This window comes from Defluviicoccus vanus (assembly GCF_014672695.1).
Lineage (GTDB): Bacteria > Pseudomonadota > Alphaproteobacteria > Rhodospirillales > Defluviicoccaceae > Defluviicoccus > Defluviicoccus vanus.
Genome location: NZ_CP053923.1, coordinates 3338695 through 3358438, shown reverse-complemented (window position 1 = coordinate 3358438; position 19744 = coordinate 3338695). Strand labels below are relative to the sequence as shown.

Below are 19744 nucleotides of genomic sequence, written 5' to 3'. Positions count from 1 at the left end.
CCCTGCGCTACGGCTGGGCTTTGCGACCTATGCCCGCCTTCCTATATGTTGGCATGGTAGCCAGAACCTCCGGCCACTGGAAGCTGTAAGGCGCCAGGGTTGCAAACCGGGCCCGACGCGACAACGTTGCCCGCATCAGCGTTCAAAGTCATACTGTGACTGCGGGACAGTGCTTGATCGCTTCTCTCATTATTTTAAGCGATGCGATCAGCTTGGCACTTCAGAAAGAAAACCGAGAACAAAACGTCATGGTTTCAGACGATACCGCTGCCGGAATTGCCTCCGCCCCCGAAAAGGAAACGGCTGTCACGCCGACAAAATGGCTGAAGGCAAAGGCACCGCGGCTTACCGGGTCGACGAGCGCGGACGCGGCGCTGGCTTCGATCATCCTCCTCGGCGTTGAGCATTTGCGCGGCAATGAAGCCTGCGTGCTTAACCGCAGCCACGTGGAGGGCGTACATCAGATGCGTGTCGCCGTCCGGCGGCTGCGCTCCTGTCTGTCGCTATTTCGTGAGTTCATGCCACCACCGCAGCATGATCACCTCAATGGCGAGTTGAAATGGCTGATCGGCCAACTGGGTCCGGCACGCGATTGGGATGTGTTCGTCGATGACATCCTGACGCCGGTGCGCAAACAGATTCCAACTGAGGCGAGGCTGGTCGAATTGGCGCAGCGCGTCGATGAGCGGCGCGACGAGGCCTACACACAGGCGCAGCGGGCCCTTGCCGATCATCGCTATCTCGGTCTGGTCATGCTGCTTGATGCATGGGCGAATGGACGCCGCTGGCGCGACTATCTGCCAGCCGCCACTGCGTCGGCGCTGCAGCGCCCGGCGGTGCAACTCGCCAACCGCATGCTGCATGACCACTATCAGCAGGTGATGCTGGCGGGCGCAGACTTCGCCGACCTTGAACCGGAAGCCCGCCACAGCCTGCGCATCGAGATCAAGAAGTTGCGCTATGCTAGCGAGTTCTTTGCCTCGCTGTACCTGCGCCGCAAGGTGGTGCCCTTCATGGCGATGTTGAAGGAATTACAGGACGATCTTGGCGCCGGCAACGATGTGGAGGTCGCGCGCAGCCTGTTGCGCAAGGTCACGCGACCTTTGGCCGGGCGGGAGAAAACCCGCCTTGCTTTCGCCGCCGGCCTCGTCGTCGGCTGGCACAGCCACGTTACCGGCGTGCGGGAAGCGAGGCTGCTCACGGCATGGGAACATTTCATCGCTCGCCCACCCTTCTGGACACCACCGGCGCCAGAGGCGCCAGAGGCGACGGATGCTGCGGCTGCCGCCACGGCAACAGAGACTGACGCCACGAACAGGGAGCACGCGAACGGCGAGGATGAGGCGGCCACGCTCATGCCGGCCGAGGCAGCGATCAAGGCGACTATCTGAGACGAACATCCCGCTCAGCCACCCGCCGCGCCACCTTGAGACTTTCTTGCCCGGCAAGCCTGGGCGCTCATGGCCGGGCGGTACGCAGCCACGCGGCGCTGGCTTAGGCTGCGTCGGGTGAGATAATTATGTCGCGATAGCAGTGCCAAGTGGCGTAGGCGAGCACCGGAACCACCACCGCAAGACCGAGGAACAGCGTCACCAGACCGACGGCACTGCAGACGACGATCAGCGCTGCCCAGCCGAACATGACCCGCCAGTTGGTACGAACGCTGAGCAGGCTGGCGCTGATGGCTGTCACCACGTCGAGCTGGCGATCGTAGATCAAGGGTACCGAGACGGCGCTGATGCTGAACACGACGGCGCCGATGATCGCTCCCACCACTGTACCGATGCCGAGCATGAAGGCGCCATTCAGGGTGAACACCACGCCCTCGAAAAAANNAGTGTCAAGGGTCGGCGGCGATTGATTGAAGAAGCCCATGAACAAGACCAGGGCGATTTCGATCCACACCCAGTAGCAGAGCATGAGGACGATACCCATCGCCGTCAGCTGGCCGATGTGCTGCCAAAAGGTGCGGAAAACATCGCGCAGCGTCACCTCAAGCCCAAGCTCCAGGCGTCGGCTGACATCATACAGGCCGACCACCAGCACCGGCGCGAGCATGATAAAGCCAAGGCAAAGCGGTAGAATGAGCGAGNNATCGAGCCCCACCGCCCGGAGGCCGACGGTAAGCGCCATGCTGATGATGACGAATGCCCCGCCATAGGCAAGACTCACCATCGGCGTTGCGACAAAGTCCCGCCACCCCTGCGCCAGCCAATGGCCGGACCGATCCACGTCGGTAATACGGCGGATATTGACCGGAAGGCGGTAGGTTTCGCTGCCAGGAGCGCTCACGGTTCCCTCCTCTTCGCCCGAAACACTTGCGCTAGCCGCGCAGATTTGTTTCGCCTTAGCTATGGGAAGTCGCGCCGGGCGTCAAGCTGGCGCCTTGGTCCTGGCCGCAGCGACAACCTGTACGATGGGCTGCTCTGCTTGTGCCGATCAGGTTCCGCCGGGACGCTCCGGCTCTTCCAGCGAGCGATAGCGATACTGCAGGGCGACTGCAATTCCCTTCAATGGCCGCAGCAGCACGAGGGTGCCGGCGAGCGTGAGCGGCAGCCAAAGCACTGCATGCAGCCACAAGGGCGGTGAGAACATATACTCGACCACACCGGCGAGGCCGACGACGACGAAACCGAGAATGAAGATAGCGAAGACGGCCGGACCGTCGCCGGAATCATGGCCGGCGAGTGCGTGGCCACAGTTGCGGCAGGACTCGGCGACGGTGAGATAACCGTCGAACAAAGTGCCCTTGCCGCAGTGCGGACAACGACCACGCACACCGCGGCCGAGAATGGTTGCTGTGGTCGCCGGCGGGAGCGAACTCATCGCCATGCCATGCCTTCGACCGACAGCGTCCTGAGCGAGCAGTTTCGCCTCCACGTGTTCGCGTTCAATGCGCGCCGGGAACGTGCGACGCCCAGAAGGATGCGCCACCCCACCAGTAGATGCAGACGAACAGGAACAGCCAGACCACGTCGACGAAGTGCCAATACCAAGCTGCAGCTTCGAAGCCCACGTGCTTCTCGGGCGTAAAGTGGCCGGCGCGCGAACGCAGGAAGCAGACCAGGAGCGCACAGGCACCAACGAAGACATGGAAGCCGTGGAAGCCGGTGGCCATGAAGAAGGTGGAGGAGAAGATGCCGTCGGTGAAACCGAAACTGGCGTGATGGTATTCGGTCGCCTGCAGGCCAAGGAAGAGCACGCCAAGCAGCACCGTCAACCCGGTCCAGAAGGTGGTCTTTTCCCGATCGCCGAGCCGCACCGCGTGGTGGGCAATCGTAATCGTTGCACCGGAGGTCAGCAGGATCAGGGTGTTCAGGAAGGGCAGGCCCCAGGTGTAGAGTGGGGTGATCCCTTCGGGCGGCCACGTCTGGTGCGCCGCGGCGTTGATCAGCTCCACATGGGAGTTGAAGTAGGCCCAGAAGAAAGCGAAGAAGAACATCACCTCAGAGGCGATGAACAGCAAGACGCCGACACGCAGGCCGTGCGCCACCACGGGCGAATGGTCGCCGTGGCGTGATTCCTTCACCACGTCGCGCCACCAGCCGAAGAAGGTGGCCAATAGAATGCAGAACCCCGCGATCAGCACCCAGGGCGGGCCGTCATGCATAAACCAGATGCCGCCAATCGCCATACAGACAGCGGCAGCCGTACCGACCGCCGGCCATGGGCTGGGATCGACCATATGGAAAGGATGCGTTTTCGCGGTGTGGGTCGCCATGTCTTCTCCCCAATCGCCAGTGGGTCAGCCCGAGCCGGATGGCTCAGCCGCCCACCCCCTGGTCTTTGTTGCCTGATCCGCCGTACCGACGACGGGCGAACGCCCGCTGTCCGTCTCGGCGGGGAAGAACGTATAGGATAGAGTAAACTCTCGCACGTCGCCTGCGTCAGGATCCGCGTCCAGTGCCGGGTCGATGTAAAACACCACCGGCATGTTCACTTCCTGCCCAGGCGCCAGCGTCTGCTCGGTAAAGCAGAAGCATTGGATTTTGCTGAAGTACTGCGCCGCTTTTTCCGGCACGACGCTGAAGGTGGCGGTGCCGGTCAGCGGGCGGTCAGAATTGTTGCGCGCCGTGTAGTACACCAGCGTCTCGGCTCCCAACTTGACATCGACCGAACGCTGCCCCGGGGTGAACCGCCACGGCAGGGCCGGATTGACGTTGGCATCGAAGCGCACGCGAACGACACGGTCGAGAACCTGCACCGGGTGCTGCACCCCAGCGGTGCGCGGTGTCCCGTCGTAGCCGGTCGCCTGACAGAACATGCGGTAGAGTGGCACCGACGCGAATGAGAGGCCGATCATCGCAAACACCACGCCGCACAGCAGGGCCGTCGTGAAAGTCTTCCGTCGCGACGCCCTCCGCGCCATGTCGTCACCATCGCCCACTGCCAAGTCCCTGCGTCCCACCGATTGCGCTAATGATGCTCAAGTGACGATCCATTCCGGCTTCGGTCCAGTTGGCCAGGGACCGAAGCCGGATAGCACGTTATTGGCCGGCTATTCCGCCGCCGATGGATGCGGGGCATGGCCGTGGCCGCTCCCGCCGCTGATCACCGGCATCACCTCATGGGTGTGGAACGGTGCCGGGCTCGGGACGGTCCACTCCAGAGTCGTCGCCCCCTCGCCCCACGGATTGGCCGCGGTGACGATCTTGCCTGAGCGATAGGTGTGCCAGACGATGTAGTAGAACATCAGCGTGCCAACCGCAGTGATGGCGGCACCGATCGAACTCACCATGTTCCAGCCGGCGTAGACATCCGGGTAGTCAGGAATACGTCGCGGCATCCCGGCCAAGCCCAAGAAGTGCTGTGGGAAAAAGAGGACGTTGACGCCGATGAAGAAGATCCAGAACTGCACCTTCGCCAGCGTTTCGTCGTACTGGCGGCCAATCATCTTGCTGATCCAGTAATACCATGCGCCGAACATGGCGAAAATAGCCGCGATGGCCATCACGTAATGGAAGTGAGCAACGACGTAATAGGTGTCGTGCATCGACACGTCGACAGAGGAGTTGGCGAGGACCACACCAGTCACACCACCGACAACAAAGAGCCAGATGAAGCCAACGGCATACATCATCGGCGCCTTGAAATCGATCGAGCCACCCCACATCGTCGCCAGCCAGCTGAAAATCTTGATGCCGGTGGGCACGGCGATGATCAGCGTTGCCAGGGTGAAGTAGGCTCGCGCGTTGACGCCGATGCCCGCCTGGTACATGTGGTGCGCCCAGACGATGAAGCCGACGGCGCCAATGGCGCACATAGCGAGCGCCATGCCCATGTAACCGAACACCGGCTTCTTCGAGAAGGTGGAGACGAGGTGGCTGACGATGCCGAACGCCGGCAGAATGATGATGTAGACCTCGGGGTGGCCGAAGAACCAGAACAGGTGCTGCCACAGCAGCGGATCGCCACCACCGGCCACGTCGTAGAAATGGGTGCCGAAGTTGCGGTCGGTGAGCAGCATGGTCAGGGCGCCGGCGAGAACGGGGACCGCCAGCAGCAGCAGGAACGCGGTCACCAGCATCGACCAGGCGAACAGCGGCATCCGGAACAGGGTCATTCCCGGCGCACGCATGTTGAAGATGGTGACGATGAAGTTGATCGCGCCAAGAATGGAACCGGCACCGGCGACGTGCAGCGCCAGAATACCGAAGTCAACCGATGGACCCGGGTGATAGGCAATGGAGGACAAGGGCGGATAGACTGTCCAGCCGGTGCCCGGACCATCGCCGACCACCGCCGCCATGCACAGCAGCAGCAAGCCGCCGGCGGTGAGCCAGAAGCTGACGTTGTTCATCCGCGGGAACGCCATGTCTGGCGCGCCGATCATCAGCGGGACGAACCAGTTGCCGAAGCCGCCGATCATTGCCGGCATCACCACGAAGAACACCATGATGAAGCCGTGCGCGGTGAGCAGGGAATTATAAAGCTGAGTGTGCCCGTCAAAGAACTGCAGACCGGGCTTNGCGAGTTCCAACCGCAGCGCCCAGGACATCAGTCCGCCGACGAGCGCCGCCACCATCGACAGCCACAGGTACAGGGTGCCGATATCCTTGTGATTGGTCGAGTACACCCACCGCTTCCAGCCCGTGGGATGATGCTCGTGGTCATCATGTCCTGCGACAGCACCGTATGCCATCTTCACTCCGTCTCCTGGTGTCGCCGAGGGGTGGTCGGTNCCGATTGTTGTGTTACGACCCGTTCCCCGGACCCTGCTGCTTCACGCTCGTCTTCAGCGTTGGCGACGGTTATTACGCGCCAACGCACCGGTCAGAAAGCCTCGATCAACGTGACCCAGCCGCCGCTTNCGTTGCGGGCAACGACTTCGGCCGCTGTGCCATCGGCTTTGGCAAACTTTTGCTGCGCGTCTTTCNACCCAGGCGTCAAACGCTTCCGGGCTCACCGCTTTGACGACAATCGGCATGAAGTAGTGATTGACGCCGCACAGCTCCGAACACATGCCGTAATAGACACCCTCGTGGTCGGCACGGAACCATGTCTCGTTCACCCGACCCGGCGTGGCATCCTTTTTCAGCCCCAACGATGGGATAGCCCAGTTGTGGATCACGTCCTCGGACGTGGCCAATACCTGCACCGAGGCGCCCACCGGAACGACAACAGCGTTGTCCACCGTCAACAGTCGCGGCTGCTCGGGCTGCAGATCGGATTCCGGGATCGGAATGCTATCGAAGGAAAAGCCGCCCTGATCGGGGTAGGTGTAAGTCCAGTACCATTGGTGCCCGGTCACCTTCAGGGTCAACTGGTGATCCTTAGCGGTGTCTTCATAATAGAGCAACTTTATCGACGGGATGGCAATCACCACCAGAATGGCGACGGGCGCCGCCGTCCAGATGATCTCAATCAGCGTGTTGTGTGCGGTCTTCGACGGGACCGGGTTGCGCTTGGCATTAAAGCGCAGGATCACGTAGGCGAGGATCGCCAGCACCAGCAGCACAATTGCGGTGATGATGATTTCCAGGAAGTGGTTCATTGCGTGGATGCGCTCAGCAACCGGCGAGGCTGCCGTCTGCATCCCCAACTGCCATTCGTGCGCCTTGCCGACCATCTGCGCCGCTGCGCTGCGCATCCAACCGACACCCCCGACAAGCGCAAAGAGCGCTGCAAAAACAACGCGCTGTACCATCGTCCGGTTTCGCATCCCTTTTGTTTCTCCCGACCGCTATTCTAGCGCATTAAGGCTACGCCACCTACCGTCGAACCAGTTGTCATTGCCCGACTTGCGGGAAACTCCTGCCAGACTTGCGACGCTGGGCATCCAAGGGTCTGTCAGGGAGATAAATTCGACGTTACTTGCTGCTTAACATGAGCAAAACCGAATGCAAAGTATTTTCTTTCGCGCGTCGCGGCGACGCGAACCACTGCCACTACCTTCGACGAAACCCGTGTGATTATTGCTTTTTTCGAATGTTTGCATATACTCTCGCCGCTGTCATACTGACGAAACGCCAATGACCGCTGTGCCTCGCTGTTCACCTCACCACACCACCCGTGCATGGCGAGGGGTAGCTAAGGTCTCGGCCGTTTAGGTTGTCCGGTGACGGCTGCAGCCTGAGGCAGGATCAGGACCGAGAGCAACGCAGGTCGCAACAATAGCAAGACAGCTTCGGGACCGGACGGAACGCCCGGCATCCGGGTGTGCTCTGGATAGGGACAAGTCAATGCGCAAGAAGGTTTATCTGGCGCTCGTTCTCGGCGCCGCGTCGCTGTTCATGTATGTAAGCGTCTTTGTTCAAATGAGCCGGCAATAGAGCGCATCAAAGCCGTTGGCCGCTTTGGCCTGGCTATGGTGACACTGCAACCAACCAACAAGAATTGAAACAGACCAATCATGCTTGCTGTAAATGAATTACCGCACCTGAACGCGGCGCTGAACGCAATCACAATCGTTTTTCTCTCGGCCGGATATTACTTTATTCGCCGGCGTGATATTGCCCACCATCGGTTTTGTATGATTTCCGCTTCTGTTGTTTCGGCGGCATTTCTTATCAGCTATCTCATTTATCATTTCAATTCGGGGCTGGCCAAATTCGGTGGCGTGGGAGTGATCCGGCCGATCTACTTTGCCTTCCTCATTGCCCACGTCCTGATCGCCGTAGTCATCACCCCGCTCGTGCCGCTCACCCTGTCCCGCGCCCTGTCGGCTCAGTTCGATCGCCACCGGCGGCTGGCGCGCTGGACCTGGCCCTTGTGGATGTACGTCGCTGTCTCCGGGGTAGTGGTCTACATTATGGCGATTCATCTCTTCCCCTACACCGGCGAGGGCGCAAATGGCTGAACAGCTGCTTGCGGCAGGTGATCTCGACGCCGACAGCACCGGTACGCTTCACCCCGCGATCCGCCGTGAGGTCTTCGCCTGGACGGCGGTGGCCATCACCGCGCTGGCCATCGCCGGCGCCTTCGCCTTCCTCCTCGCTTTTTCGCGCATTCCCAGCATCGAACGGGTGTTCNCTNGGCCACTGGGGTTCTTCGGCAAGGGCTTGGTAATCCACGTCGTCTTTTCCTTCGTCGTCTGGTTCCTGTGCATCTTCGCGGCACTGGCGGCGCTTGCCCGTGGCCCGGCTGGTCCTGACTTGCCCTGGCTCGGTCGGCTCGCTCCGGCCCTGGCGGCGCTCGCCCTGCCGCTGTTGTTCGCCCCGGCCTTCCTCGACCGCGGCGAGGCGACGCTGAACAACTACATCCCGGTGATCATCGATCCGCTCTATTATGCCGGGCTCGTGGTGCTCGCCATCGCCATCGCCATCGCCGCACTGCGCCTGGTGCTGACGTTTCCACTCGCCCACTGGCGCCAGCGGCCGCTGGCGGCTGCGGTCACCGCCGCAGCGGCAACGTACCTCGCCGCCCTGGTCGCCTTTGCCCTCAGTTATGCCGGGCTGGCCGGCAGTACCTTCGACTTCGCCCTCAACGAACACCTGATGTGGGGCGGCGGCCACCTGCTGCAGTTCGTCAACACCACTATCGCCCTCGTCGCCTGGGGGATACTGGCCGGTATCGCCGCCCCGGGCCCGCGTCCGCCAGTGACCATCGCCGTGGTCGCCGGACTGCTGACGGCGAGCGCCTTGCTCGGTCTGCTGTTCTATGCACTGTATCCGGCCTTTTCCGGCCCGCAAATGCAGGCCTTCACCAACATCCAGTACGCCTTTGGCCCAGCAACGGTGATCGCCCTCCTCACGCTGGTCGGGCGCGTGCGCAAGACGCCGGTCGCTGCCGGCACGTCCGGTGCGGCGAAGGGGGTTCATCCGGCGCTGCTCTGCCTCGCCTTGTCGATCCTGGTGTTCGGCGCCGGCGGTTTCCTCGGCCTGTTCGTCGACGGCAGCGATACACGGACGCCGGCCCACTATCACGGCGTCATTGCCGGGGTCACCCTGGCGCTGATCGGCGTCGCCTACTTCCGCCTCCTGCCGTGGCTCGAGCGACCGAGCCCAAGCCGCCGCCGCGTCGTCTGGACCATCGGCCTCTTCGGCTGGGGCCAGCTCGCCGCCTGCATCGGGCTGTTTATCGCTGGTGGCCATGGCGCACCGCGCAAGGTTGCGGGGGCGGCGCAGGGTCTCAGTGACTGGGCCGCCTATGCCGGTATGGGCCTGAATGGCCTGGGAGGGCTGGTGGCGGTAATCGGTGGCATCCTGTTCGTCTGGACGATGGCAGCAGCACTGCTCCGCCCGAGTCACCCGGCGACGATCAGTACTACCGGCGCCAGAACGTAAATTTCCTCGCCCGCTCCGCGCCGGTAGTTATAGTACACTCAAGCGTGGGGCGACGGGTGCCCGAAGCGCTCCGCTGGTTGATGCGGGACAAACCAGGAGAAGAGAAAAAAAGTGACCAGCCGTAGTCATCATGTGGATCTGGCCACCAATCTGGCAGGCCCGAGCGATGCGGCACGCGAGCCTCGCTTCAGCGTTCGCGACTACGCCATCCTGCTCAAACCGCGTGTCATGTCGCTCGTCGTCTTTACTGGCTGCGTCGGCATGCTGATGGCACCGGCGGCAGCGCCGCTGCCCATCGTTACTGCGGTGGCCGCGGTATTTCTGATCGCGCTCGGCGCCGGCGCGGCAGGCGCGATCAACATGTGGTATGATCGCGATATCGACCGGGTGATGACGCGAACCCAGCACCGTCCGCTGCCGGCCGGGCGCCTCAGTCCGCGCAGCGCGCTTGTCTTCGGACTCAGCCTCGCCATCGCCTCGGTGGTTGCCATGGCGCTATTGGTCAACACGGTCGCCGCAACACTGCTTGCGGTGACCATCGTCTATTACGTTCTTATTTATACCGTCTGGCTGAAACGGCGCACGCCGCAGAACATCGTCATCGGCGGCGCCTCCGGCGCACTGCCGCCGGTGATTGGCTGGGCTGCGGCCACCGGCCACGTCGGCCTGGGCGCCGTCGTCCTCTTCCTCATCATCTTCCTCTGGACGCCGCCGCACTCCTGGGCACTGGCACTGTTCCGCCGCAGCGACTATCACCGCGCCGGCGTCCCCATGATGCCCGTCGTCGCCGGGGAACGATCGACCCGACAGCAGATGTTTGTCTACAGCTGTCTTCTGGTGCCGGTCACCCTGGCTCCGCTGCTGATCGGCATGTCGGGTGCGCTCTACGGCGTGGCGGCAGCCATTCTCGGCGCCCTTTTTCTCTACCGTGCACTGCAAGTGCTCCGCGCCCGCGACAGCGAGGCGCCAAAGGCGCTGTTCCTGTTCTCGATCCTCTACCTGTTCCTGATCTTTGCCTGCCTGCTCGTCGACCGGGCGGTGGCGCTGGCGGTCTGGTAGGAGCCCGGCGATGGCCACGCTGGCTGCCTATCAACACTTGCAGGATCGCTTTCGTCGCCTGGGCGCGCTGCGCGACGCGGAATCGATGCTGCACTGGGACCTGGCGACGATGATGCCGAAAGGCGGATCGTCGGCACGGGCAGAGCAACTGGCAACGCTGAAGACGATCCGTCACGGCATGCTCACCGCAGCCGAGGTGAGTGACTGGCTGGCCGAGGCGGGAGAGGACATGGCGGCGCTGGAGGCCTGGCAGGGGGCCAATCTGCGCGAGATGCGCCGCGCCCATGCCCATGCCACCGCCCTCGACGCACCGCTGGTGGAGGCGTTGTCGCGCGCCACGTCGGCCTGTGAGGCGGTGTGGCGCGACGCCCGCGCCGACGATGATTTCCCCGCGNTCCTGCCGGCGTTGAAGGCGCTGCTGGTTTTGGTCAGGGAGACCGCCACGGCGAAGGCCGAGGCACTCGGCCTGTCGCCCTACGACGCCCTGCTCGACGAGTACGAACCGGACGGTCGGAGCGCCGACATCGACGTTATCTTCGCCGATCTCGCCGCCTTCCTGCCCGACTTCCTCGTCCGCGCCCTCGACGCGCAGGCAACGCGGCCGGCGACGGTGGAACCGCAGGGGCCGTTTGCGATCGACGACCAGCGGCGGCTTGGCATCCGCCTGATGGAACTCCTCGGCTTCGACTTCCATCACGGCCGCCTCGACGTCAGCCTGCACCCTTTTTGCGGTGGCACCCCTGACGACGTGCGCATCACCACCCGTTACCGCGAGGACGACTTTCGCCCCGCCCTGATGGGCGTCATGCACGAAACGGGACATGCGCTTTACGAACGCGGCCTGCCGACACCGTGGCGCGGCCTGCCGGTGGGCGACGCCCGCGGCATGGCCATGCACGAAAGCCAGTCGCTGCTGATCGAGATGCAAGTCTGCCGGTCGCGGGAGTTTCTTGCCTTTGCCGCGCCACTGGTGCGCGAGGCCTTCGCCGGCAGCGGGCCCGCCTGGGACGCCGAAAACCTCTACCATCACTATACCAAGGTCGAACGCGGCTTCATCCGCGTCGATGCCGACGAGGTCACCTATCCGGCGCACGTGATCCTGCGCTATGAGTTGGAACGGGCGATGATTGCCGATAGTCTCGATCCCGAAGACCTGCCACAGGCCTGGGCGGCGGGACTGGAGCGGCTGCTCGGCATCNGTCCCCCCAGCAACCGGCTCGGCTGCCTGCAGGACATCCACTGGTACGATGGCGCCTGGGGCTACTTCCCCACTTATACGCTGGGCGCCATGGCCGCCGCGCAGTTGTTCGCCGCCGCCTGCGCCACCGACGCCGATATCCGCCCTGGCATCGCCCGCGGCGATTTCGCCCCGCTGCTGACGTGGCTGCGCACCAACGTCCACGGTCTCGGCTCGCTGCTGTCGACGAACGACTTGCTCACCCACGCCACCGGCAAGCCGCTGACCGCCGAGGCATTCAAGTCCCACCTGCAGCGCCGCTATCTCAGCTGAAGGCGGCGCTCTCAGTTCGATGTGTGGTAGCCGGTAACGGCTGCCACTCAGCGAAGGTGGCCGCTTGGCCATGCTGGACACCGGCAGCATCGACCACGTTCCACACTGTCGCCTTGCCGATGCGAAAGCGCCGCCCACTACGGGAGATGCGCACGCCAGCGTAATCATCGATGAAACCGTCGGCGCTCACGCGCGCCAGCAGACGCGCACGCTCCGCCTGCGCCAGCGGCTCGGTCGAGAGGCGCGACGGCATGGCGATCAGCTGCGCCCAGTCCAACTCGAACAAGGTGAGCGCGGTACGATTGGCGTAGGTGAACAGCGGATCAGCACCGCAGCGGTGCGAAAGCAGGGCAAACGGAGCTTCGAACAGCCAGCAGCCGATATCATCCGCCGCCACCGTTGGCACCAACAGATCGCGGCCGGTCCAGCGGCGATAGCTGGTCGCCAGCAGCCGCGCATGCAAGTTCAGATAGCCGTTGGCCGCGGTGGGTGACTCAATAGCCGCCATCGGTGCGCGGTTCGACGGTGATCGTCACCGAAAACGTATCTGATGGCGCCGCCGTTACCTCTCCCGAACGTAGCCGCCGCAGAATGAGCGTCTCCGTCCCCGGCGCGAGCGCGGCAAAGGTAATGACTCGCCTGCCACCGGCACCCAGCCGCAGATCTCCCGACTCCGGCACGAAGCGATCACCGATCACCCCCACCACCACCTCACCCAGCGGCTGCAGCTGCCACGTGTAGCCAGTGGATGGATTTTCCGCCAGCGACACGGCAAAAACCGCTCCCGGTACGATCGTGGTGGAACCGCCGTTGGCTGACGCGTCGAGGGTAATCGTCGGCGTCGCCGTCTGTGCCGCGGCTAGGCCGGGCAGGATCGACAGGGCGAGAAGGGCGACGACGATCGACGCCCAACGGCTCAACACAGGCTGCGCTTGCATGACGTCACCTCAGTCTCCGAGCAGGTAGCGGGCGTGGTGGGTAAAATGATCGCCGATAAACGTGGCGATAAAGTAATAGCTATGATCATAGCCCTCCTGGCGGCGCAGCGTGAGCGGTATGCCAGCGGTACTGCAGGCGGCGGCGAAACGCTCCGGCTGCAGTTGGACGTCGAGGAACGGATCGGCCAAGCCCTGATCCACCAGGATCGGCGCGCGCCAACCGCTGGCAGCGGCCAGTTCGCAGGCGTCGTGTGCCACCCATCCCGCCTCCTCCGCCCCAAAGTAGCCTGCAAAGGCCTTCCTACCCCAGGGGACGTGCGTCGGCGCGACGATGGGTGCGAAGGCCGAGAGCGAGCGGAAACGCTGCGGGTTTTTGAAGGCGATCGTCAGCGCCCCGTGGCCGCCCATGGAGTGACCGCAGATTCCTTCCCGACGCCGGTCGACGGGGAACGCATCGGCAAGCAGCGCCGGAAGCTCCTCGGTCACGTAGGTGTACATCCGGTAGTAACGCGACCACGGATCGACCGTCGCATCGATGTAGAACCCGGCACCGGAGCCAAAATCCCACGCCTCATGTTCACCCGGCAGGTCGGTGCCGCGCGGGCTGGTATCGGGGCAAACGACGATCAGCCCGTGTTCGGCGGCATAGCGCTGCGCCCCGGCCTTCTCGGTGAAGTTGGCCCAAGTGCAGGTGAGGCCGGAGAGCCAGTAGAGCACCGGCCGTGGCCCCGCCTCCACCTGCGGCGGCAGATAGATGGAAAACTCCATCGGCGTCCCGGTGGCGGCGGACGGATGGCGATAGATCNNGCTTGGCTGCCGCCGAAGCTGCGGTACTGGTTGAGGCACTCGAGGCTCATCTCCTGCCCTCGTTCAGAACGTCACCACGGTGCGGATCGAATGCCCCTCGTGCATCAGCTCGAACGCATCGTTGATCTTCTCCAGCGGCAGGACATGGGTGATCAGGTCGTCGATGTTGATCTTGCCCTCCATGTACCAGTCGACGATTTTCGGCACGTCGGTGCGGCCGCGGGCGCCGCCGAAGGCGCTGCCCCGCCAGGAACGACCGGTGACCAGCTGGAACGGCCGGGTCGCGATCTCCTCACCGGCACCGGCAACACCGATGATGATGCATTCGCCCCAGCCCTTGTGGCAGCATTCGAGCGCTTGGCGCATCAGCGTCACGTTGCCGACGCACTCGAAGGCGTAGTCGGCGCCGCCCTTGGTCAGGTCGACCAGGTAATTCACCAGATCGCCGCCCACCTCCTTCGGGTTGACGAAGTGGGTCATCCCGAACTTTTCGGCCATCGCCTTCTTTGACGGATTGACGTCGACGCCGACGATCATGTCGGCGCCCACCATCCGCGCCCCCTGGATGACGTTGAGGCCGATGCCGCCCAAGCCGAAGACCACCACCTTCGATCCCGGTTCCACCTTGGCGGTGTAGATGACGGCGCCGATGCCGGTGGTCACGCCGCAGCCGATGTAGCAGATCTTATCGAACGGCGCGTCCTCGCGCACCTTGGCGACGGCGATCTCCGGCAGCACGGTGAAGTTGGCGAAGGTGGACGTGCCCATGTAGTGGAGAATCGGCTGGCCGCCCAGGCTGAAGCGGCTGGTGCCGTCCGGCATCAGCCCCTTGCCCTGGGTGGGGCGAATCGCCTGACAGAGGTTGGTCTTCGGGTTGAGGCAGTATTCGCACTGCCGGCATTCGGGCGTGTAGAGCGGGATCACGTGGTCGCCCGGCTTCACCGAGGTGACCCCCGCCCCCACCTCGACGACGACGCCCGCCCCCTCGTGGCCGAGGATCGCCGGGAACAGCCCTTCCGGATCGCGGCCGGAGAGCGTATAGGCGTCGGTATGGCAAACACCGGTCGCCTTGATCTCGACAAGCACCTCGCCGGCGCGCGGCCCGTCCAGTTGCACGGTCTCAATGGTCAGCGGTTGCCCAGCCTGATGGGCAACGGCGGCACGCACGTCCATGGACTGCTCCCTGATTTTATTGGCCTGGATGAGGATCGTTGGCAGAGTGATCGTTGGCGCTGGCGCGAAAACGCGAGCGAGCCGCGACACTAGCATCGCCGGCCAGCGCTGATAAAGCCTCGCGTCCGGGTGGCCGGGCCATGCCGGCTTCCTGGCGAAACGCATCGTCTCGCGGATGACAGTCGTCGGCGAGGCATGCTATCATGATGCTATCAACGGCTGAGGGTGCGAATGGCGCAAGTGGTGATCCGCAACATCGACGATGCGGTGGTCGAACGGCTGAAGGCCCGGGCGGCGGCGAAACGACAATCGCTGGAGCAGACGTTGCGCGAGATCCTGACCGAGGCGGCCATCCCTTCCCGCGCCGAAGTGATCGAGGAACTGGCGCGCGGGCGTTCTCTCTCGCCACCGCTTCCGGCCGGCGCGCCGCTCGCCGAGGATCTGATCCGCGACGACCGCGACAGCCGGTGACTCTGGTCGTCGACGCATCCGTCGCGCTGAAGTGGTTCCTGCCAGAACCCGATTCCCTCGCCGCCGAAGCCGTGCTGCGTCGCGCCGACGACCTGATCGCGCCGACCCTGCTCGTCGCCGAGGTCTGCAATGCTGCCTGGAAACGGTTCCGGCGCGGCGAAACCACCGAGCGCCACCTCGACTGGATCGCCGACCGGATCGGTCGTATGGGATTGGCTCTTGTCCCCGATCTGGCGCTTGCGGTCCCGGCGACAACGATTGCCCGACGACTGGATCACCCGGTCTACGACTGCCTTTACCTGGCGCTCGCCGAGGCGCGCCGGGCGACGCTCGTCACCGCCGACCGCCGCCTTTACACCCGCATCCGCGGCACCCCATGGCAGCCCTGCGTGACTTTGCTCGCCGAATTTGAGGCGAGCTCCGGTGACCAGCCAGGCAGCACCCGCTAACCCCAATCCGAATGACCGCAAGTTGTGGGCAACGCCGAACGGTTTATCCCATTCGCTACCGTTCGGAGGTCGCTCTTGTCTGCGTTCGCTATGCCGCGCATTGCGACGGTGAGCGACCCGGATCGTCGGCGATTGACTCCCCGTAGGGCAGGTCTAAAGCGAAGCGTGACCTGCCGGATGCGCCGGTGCATCCACCGCGTGCGGCGGGTTGCGCTTCGCTTCAAACCCGCCCTACAAAATTACCCGGGCTACCCGGGCTGTCAGTCCAAAAGCGGAGACCGGGTCGAGGAACTGGAGACGCCGCTCAGCGCGTCCACCGACCCATTCTCAGCGGGTCTCAGAAGGCCCTTACGGAGCTGTTGCCGGTCGCGGATAGTTGTACAGTTCCGCGCTTCTTAGAGCCGGAGAAATGTAGCAATCGGGCTCACGAGCCACTCCGCCGACGACGAGAACTTTTCCATCGCGTAACGGCGTTGCCGTATGAAGACTACGCGCGACATTCATGCTGGCCGCGATGAGCCACTTGCCAGTAACGGGATCGTAGCGCTGCGCGGTTGACAACGTGTTGCAGACGCCCCAGCCCCCGCTTTCGCCACCGGCAACCAAGATTCGGCCATTTGTTAGCGGCGTCAGCGAGTGATTATTTCGAACGGTAGACATTTTCGCCGTCTGCGACCACATCCCTGTCCGCGGATTGAACAACTCGGCAGTGGCAACGAAAGATGCGTCTGGTTGCGTCCCGCGCCAGCCCCCGCTACCATCATGCGACCGTCTTCCAGCAACGCAGTCGGCCCGTTTGCGGCAGTTGTCTTTTTGTTTGTAATGCTCCACGTTTGCGTTGCCTGGTTGAATACCTCGGCTTCATTTAGAATCTGTACGGACAGCATGTGGTTCCCCCGACAATAAGGACGGAACCATCCGAGAGCTGCTGAATGCTGTAGCCTTGCTCACCCCAATAACGAGCGAGACTCATAGCGCCGGTGGTTGTCCAATGACCGGTGCTCGAATCATACAACTCCGCACTGGCGAGGTTCTGGTCGCCGCCTGCACCGTAACTCCCGCCCCCGACGACAATGACCTTTCCCACGAGCGGCCCTTTTGTGATTAGTGCTGCAAGGAAACCAGAGCGTGGACTCTTCATACTCCCGGTGGCTGTCCATTTGCCACTTTTAGGGTCGTATATTTCTGCAATTGATAGAGAATCGGAAACCAAAAAATTCTGCCCCCCATCACTAGGACTTTACCATTTGGCAGAAGGACAGCCTGATGATAATTGCGAGGGGTTTTCATCGACCCAGTAACACTCCATTTCCCGGAAAGAGGGTCGTATAGTTCGCTCGTTGCTGTAGCCGTTAGCGAGAGATATTCGGCGGCGCCGCCGGCCACGAGGACCTTTCCGTTGGGAAGGAGAGTGGCAGTATGAAGAATCCTCGGTCGGCTCATATTACCCGTGACCGTCCACGCACCCTCTGGCCAAGCTTGAGCGCGCTTACTCATGCAGAGGCAAAAGGCCAACGAGGCGATCAATACGGCAACAACCGAAAGCCGCAGCCATCCGTGGCGTGAGCTTCGGCCTTCCCAGGCTGTAACGATTGGATGAATCCCAACCCTAGACATCTTTTCCCGCCCTTTCTTAGGAGTTTTTCCGTCACCGGGACGCTAGGAAACCTCAGAAAGCTATGAACCTCAGCAAACTCAGCGATAGAGTATTATATAGCAACTATTTTTACCTGTCATGCAAAACAACTAACTTCTATTACACGATAAAATGAAAGTAATAATTGTTTTAAATCAACTTATTGTCGTCCGCTATATAGCCTTTAGACTAGGATGAGGTGTAGGGCGGGTCTAAAGCGTAGCGTAACCCGCCGGATGCGATATTCACCCCAATCCCGGTTCGAAACGGCCCGTTCATCCGGCTCGAGCCGACCGCACGTCACCGTCGTGCCCCCTGCCCATCCGCTGCAAATTCGCCTATCTATCTGGCAGCGCGGCTCGCCCGCGTGTCGGACCGACTACGTTTAGGATCCCGATGACCGAAGCTGCATCCCTGCCCGCCAACGAGACCGGAGAGGCGCCGGTCGACGACGAGGCCACCGGCTGGATCGAATTCTGCGACAGTCTCGACCTCGGCGCGCTGGTCCCCGAGGGCTATGCCCGTTACCGGCCGGCGGTCATCGAGGGCATGGTCTTCTTCCTCGAAAACCTGCCGCCGGCGCGGACCTGGGACCTGCTCGCCGCCCAGGCGGAGCTCGACGAAGACGCCGGCGTCGAGGAACGTGTCGTTGCTATCGCCCGGCATTGCCCTGCCCTGCACAAGCTGGGTCAGGTGCTGGCGCGCGAAACCNGGCGGCTGCCGGAGACGTTCCGCACCCTGCTGCAATCGCTGGAGTCGATGCCGGCGACACTCGATGCCGACGCGGCGCGGGCGGCGGTAGAGGCAGAGCTGGGGCCACTGCAGCCGCAGGGCGTCACCGTCGATGCCCCACCTCTGGCTGAAGCCAGCGTTGCTATCGTCATTCCCTTTACTTGGCATACCGCCACCGCCACTGCCCCCGTCCGCGGGGTATTCAAGTTGCTGAAGCCAGGCATTGAGGCCAAGCTGGCGGAGGAGCTGGATATTCTGCAGCAAATCGGCGCCCGACTTGACGAACGCTGCCGGCTGCACAATCTGCCGCCGATCGACTACGAAGCGACCTTTCTCGAGGTGCGCGATCTCCTCGCCTGCGAGGTGCGGCTCGACCAGGAGCAGGCGCACCTGCGCGCCGCGCGTGCGGCCTATGCCAGCATGAAGTCGGTGGTCGTACCCGAGGTGTATTCCCTGTCCACCCCGCGCATGACGGCGATGCAGCGGATTGACGGACATAAGGTCACCGAGACGGGTAAACTAAGCCCGCGCGCCCACCGCAGGCTGGCAAAAGCGATTGTCCAGGCGCTGATCGCCNCACCCCTGTGGTCGCGGGGTGAAACCAGCACCTTTCACGCCGACCCGCACGCCGGCAATCTCTTCGCCACGCTGGATGGCCGGCTGGCGATCCTTGACTGGAGCCTGACCGGCCGGCTGGAGAAAGCCGACCAGATCGGGCTGACCCAGATCATTCTCGGCGCGATGACCCTCGATGCGGAGCGGATCGAAGCAGCCATTCGGACGCTGGCGCGCGACCGCGTCGAGGCTGACGCCCTCAAGCGGTTGGTTGCCGCCCGTCTCGGCGAGTTGCGCGATGGACGATGGCCAAGCCTTACCTGGTTGATGGATCTGATGGACGCGGCGCTGGTGGAAGCACAGGCCCGTTTTGGCAGCGGTCTGATCATGTTTCGCAAGGTGCTGCAGACGCTGGACGGCGTTCTCGCCGACGTATCGGCCACCTGTCGCGTCGATCGGGTGCTGGCACGAGCGCTGATCAGCGAATTGGCAGGTGAATGGCGGCGGCGACCGCTGGCGTTTCCCTTCTCGCGCAACTTCGCGACTCACTTCTCCAATCTCGACCTGATCCAGATGTGGCTCTCAACGCCGCTGATCGTCTCCCGCTACGCGCTGGCGCTGCAGACCTCGTTGCTCGCCCGCAAGGACAACGAGGCGACGACCTGAGGGACCTGAGCGTCCGCTGGCGG

General features: G+C 63.1%; 20 protein-coding genes and 1 pseudogene. 8 read left to right on the top strand and 13 right to left on the bottom strand.

Features of this window, described 5'->3' with window-relative positions:
- The first annotated feature begins 248 nt into the window (after positions 1 to 248).
- A complete protein-coding gene (locus HQ394_RS15255; RefSeq protein ID WP_190260939.1) occupies positions 249 to 1391 on the top strand; it encodes a CHAD domain-containing protein in 1143 nt (380 codons plus the stop codon).
- A 103-nt stretch (positions 1392 to 1494) separates the two neighbouring features.
- On the opposite strand, the gene HQ394_RS15250 is transcribed toward HQ394_RS15255, so the two are convergent.
- From HQ394_RS15250 to coxB, 6 genes are all read right to left on the bottom strand, one after another.
- Positions 1495 to 2133, bottom strand: a complete 639-nt coding sequence (locus HQ394_RS15250) for a DUF2189 domain-containing protein (protein WP_456151631.1) — start codon at positions 2131 to 2133, stop codon at positions 1495 to 1497.
- A 306-nt stretch (positions 2134 to 2439) separates the two neighbouring features.
- Positions 2440 to 2826, bottom strand: coding sequence for a DUF983 domain-containing protein (locus tag HQ394_RS15245; protein WP_190263335.1), 387 nt, complete (start codon positions 2824 to 2826; stop codon positions 2440 to 2442).
- A gap of 64 nt (positions 2827 to 2890) precedes the next feature.
- Positions 2891 to 3721: a cytochrome c oxidase subunit 3 gene (locus tag HQ394_RS15240; RefSeq protein WP_190260937.1), complete on the bottom strand. Its 831-nt coding sequence runs from the start codon at positions 3719 to 3721 to the stop codon at positions 2891 to 2893.
- Positions 3722 to 3745: 24 nt separating this feature from the next.
- Positions 3746 to 4369 carry a cytochrome c oxidase assembly protein gene (locus HQ394_RS15235; protein ID WP_190263334.1) on the bottom strand — a complete coding sequence of 208 codons (624 nt, stop codon included), beginning with the start codon at positions 4367 to 4369 and terminating at the stop codon, positions 3746 to 3748.
- 129 nt (positions 4370 to 4498) lie between these two features.
- Positions 4499 to 6142, bottom strand: a complete 1644-nt coding sequence (gene ctaD / locus HQ394_RS15230; protein WP_190260936.1) for a cytochrome c oxidase subunit I — start codon at positions 6140 to 6142, stop codon at positions 4499 to 4501.
- Positions 6143 to 6235: 93 nt separating this feature from the next.
- The gene (coxB, locus tag HQ394_RS15225; protein ID WP_456151630.1) at positions 6236 to 6994 is read right to left on the bottom strand and encodes a cytochrome c oxidase subunit II; all 759 of its coding nucleotides are present in this window, start codon (positions 6992 to 6994) and stop codon (positions 6236 to 6238) included.
- Positions 6995 to 7852: 858 nt separating this feature from the next.
- Between coxB and HQ394_RS15220 the strand changes: the two genes are divergently transcribed.
- The 4 genes from HQ394_RS15220 (at position 7853) to HQ394_RS15205 (ending at position 12294) form a co-directional block, all read left to right on the top strand.
- On the top strand, positions 7853 to 8299 hold the full coding sequence (locus HQ394_RS15220) for a DUF420 domain-containing protein (protein WP_190260935.1): 447 nt from the start codon (positions 7853 to 7855) through the stop codon (positions 8297 to 8299).
- Positions 8292 to 9725 (top strand): cbb3-type cytochrome c oxidase subunit I, encoded by a 1434-nt coding sequence (locus tag HQ394_RS15215; RefSeq protein ID WP_190260934.1) that lies wholly within the window; start codon positions 8292 to 8294, stop codon positions 9723 to 9725. The genes HQ394_RS15220 and HQ394_RS15215 overlap by 8 nt, the downstream gene beginning before the upstream one ends.
- A gap of 111 nt (positions 9726 to 9836) precedes the next feature.
- A complete protein-coding gene (locus HQ394_RS15210; protein WP_317628955.1) occupies positions 9837 to 10784 on the top strand; it encodes a heme o synthase in 948 nt (315 codons plus the stop codon).
- A gap of 10 nt (positions 10785 to 10794) precedes the next feature.
- Positions 10795 to 12294 (top strand): carboxypeptidase M32, encoded by a 1500-nt coding sequence (locus HQ394_RS15205; RefSeq protein WP_190260933.1) that lies wholly within the window; start codon positions 10795 to 10797, stop codon positions 12292 to 12294.
- Here the strand turns inward: HQ394_RS15205 and HQ394_RS15200 are convergent.
- The 4 genes from HQ394_RS15200 to HQ394_RS15185 all read right to left on the bottom strand — a co-directional run bounded on the left by HQ394_RS15200 (position 12287) and on the right by HQ394_RS15185 (position 15212).
- Positions 12287 to 12802, bottom strand: coding sequence for an MEKHLA domain-containing protein (locus HQ394_RS15200; RefSeq protein ID WP_190260932.1), 516 nt, complete (start codon positions 12800 to 12802; stop codon positions 12287 to 12289). The two genes, HQ394_RS15205 and HQ394_RS15200, sit on opposite strands and share 8 nt — an antisense overlap.
- Positions 12789 to 13232 (bottom strand): protease inhibitor I42 family protein, encoded by a 444-nt coding sequence (locus HQ394_RS15195; RefSeq protein ID WP_190260931.1) that lies wholly within the window; start codon positions 13230 to 13232, stop codon positions 12789 to 12791. Before HQ394_RS15195 ends, HQ394_RS15200 begins: the two co-directional genes overlap by 14 nt.
- 9 nt (positions 13233 to 13241) lie before the next feature.
- Positions 13242 to 14000, bottom strand: a complete 759-nt coding sequence (gene fghA / locus HQ394_RS15190) for an S-formylglutathione hydrolase (protein ID WP_190263332.1) — start codon at positions 13998 to 14000, stop codon at positions 13242 to 13244.
- A gap of 102 nt (positions 14001 to 14102) precedes the next feature.
- Positions 14103 to 15212 (bottom strand): S-(hydroxymethyl)glutathione dehydrogenase/class III alcohol dehydrogenase, encoded by a 1110-nt coding sequence (locus HQ394_RS15185; RefSeq protein ID WP_190260930.1) that lies wholly within the window; start codon positions 15210 to 15212, stop codon positions 14103 to 14105.
- Positions 15213 to 15443: 231 nt separating this feature from the next.
- On the opposite strand from HQ394_RS15185, the gene HQ394_RS15180 reads away from it, so the two are divergent.
- Both HQ394_RS15180 and HQ394_RS15175 read left to right on the top strand, forming a co-directional pair.
- A complete protein-coding gene (locus tag HQ394_RS15180; RefSeq protein WP_190260929.1) occupies positions 15444 to 15683 on the top strand; it encodes a FitA-like ribbon-helix-helix domain-containing protein in 240 nt (79 codons plus the stop codon).
- Complete coding sequence (locus HQ394_RS15175) at positions 15680 to 16132, top strand: type II toxin-antitoxin system VapC family toxin (RefSeq protein WP_190260928.1); 453 nt, start codon at positions 15680 to 15682, stop codon at positions 16130 to 16132. Before HQ394_RS15180 ends, HQ394_RS15175 begins: the two co-directional genes overlap by 4 nt.
- A gap of 348 nt (positions 16133 to 16480) precedes the next feature.
- Here HQ394_RS15175 and HQ394_RS21270 read toward each other — a convergent pair whose 3' ends face one another.
- The 3 genes and pseudogenes from HQ394_RS21270 to HQ394_RS21260 form a co-directional block, all read right to left on the bottom strand.
- On the bottom strand, positions 16481 to 16792 hold the full coding sequence (locus tag HQ394_RS21270; protein WP_190260927.1) for a kelch repeat-containing protein: 312 nt from the start codon (positions 16790 to 16792) through the stop codon (positions 16481 to 16483).
- 205 nt (positions 16793 to 16997) lie between these two features.
- A pseudogene (locus tag HQ394_RS21265) lies at positions 16998 to 17348 on the bottom strand (hypothetical protein); the annotation flags it as partial.
- Positions 17270 to 17575: a kelch repeat-containing protein gene (locus HQ394_RS21260; protein ID WP_223292112.1), complete on the bottom strand. Its 306-nt coding sequence runs from the start codon at positions 17573 to 17575 to the stop codon at positions 17270 to 17272. The gene HQ394_RS21260 and the pseudogene HQ394_RS21265, both read right to left, overlap by 79 nt.
- 589 nt (positions 17576 to 18164) lie before the next feature.
- Between HQ394_RS21260 and HQ394_RS15155 the strand changes: the two genes are divergently transcribed.
- Complete coding sequence (locus HQ394_RS15155; RefSeq protein WP_190260924.1) at positions 18165 to 19721, top strand: AarF/UbiB family protein; 1557 nt, start codon at positions 18165 to 18167, stop codon at positions 19719 to 19721.
- Positions 19722 to 19744: the final 23 nt, after the last annotated feature.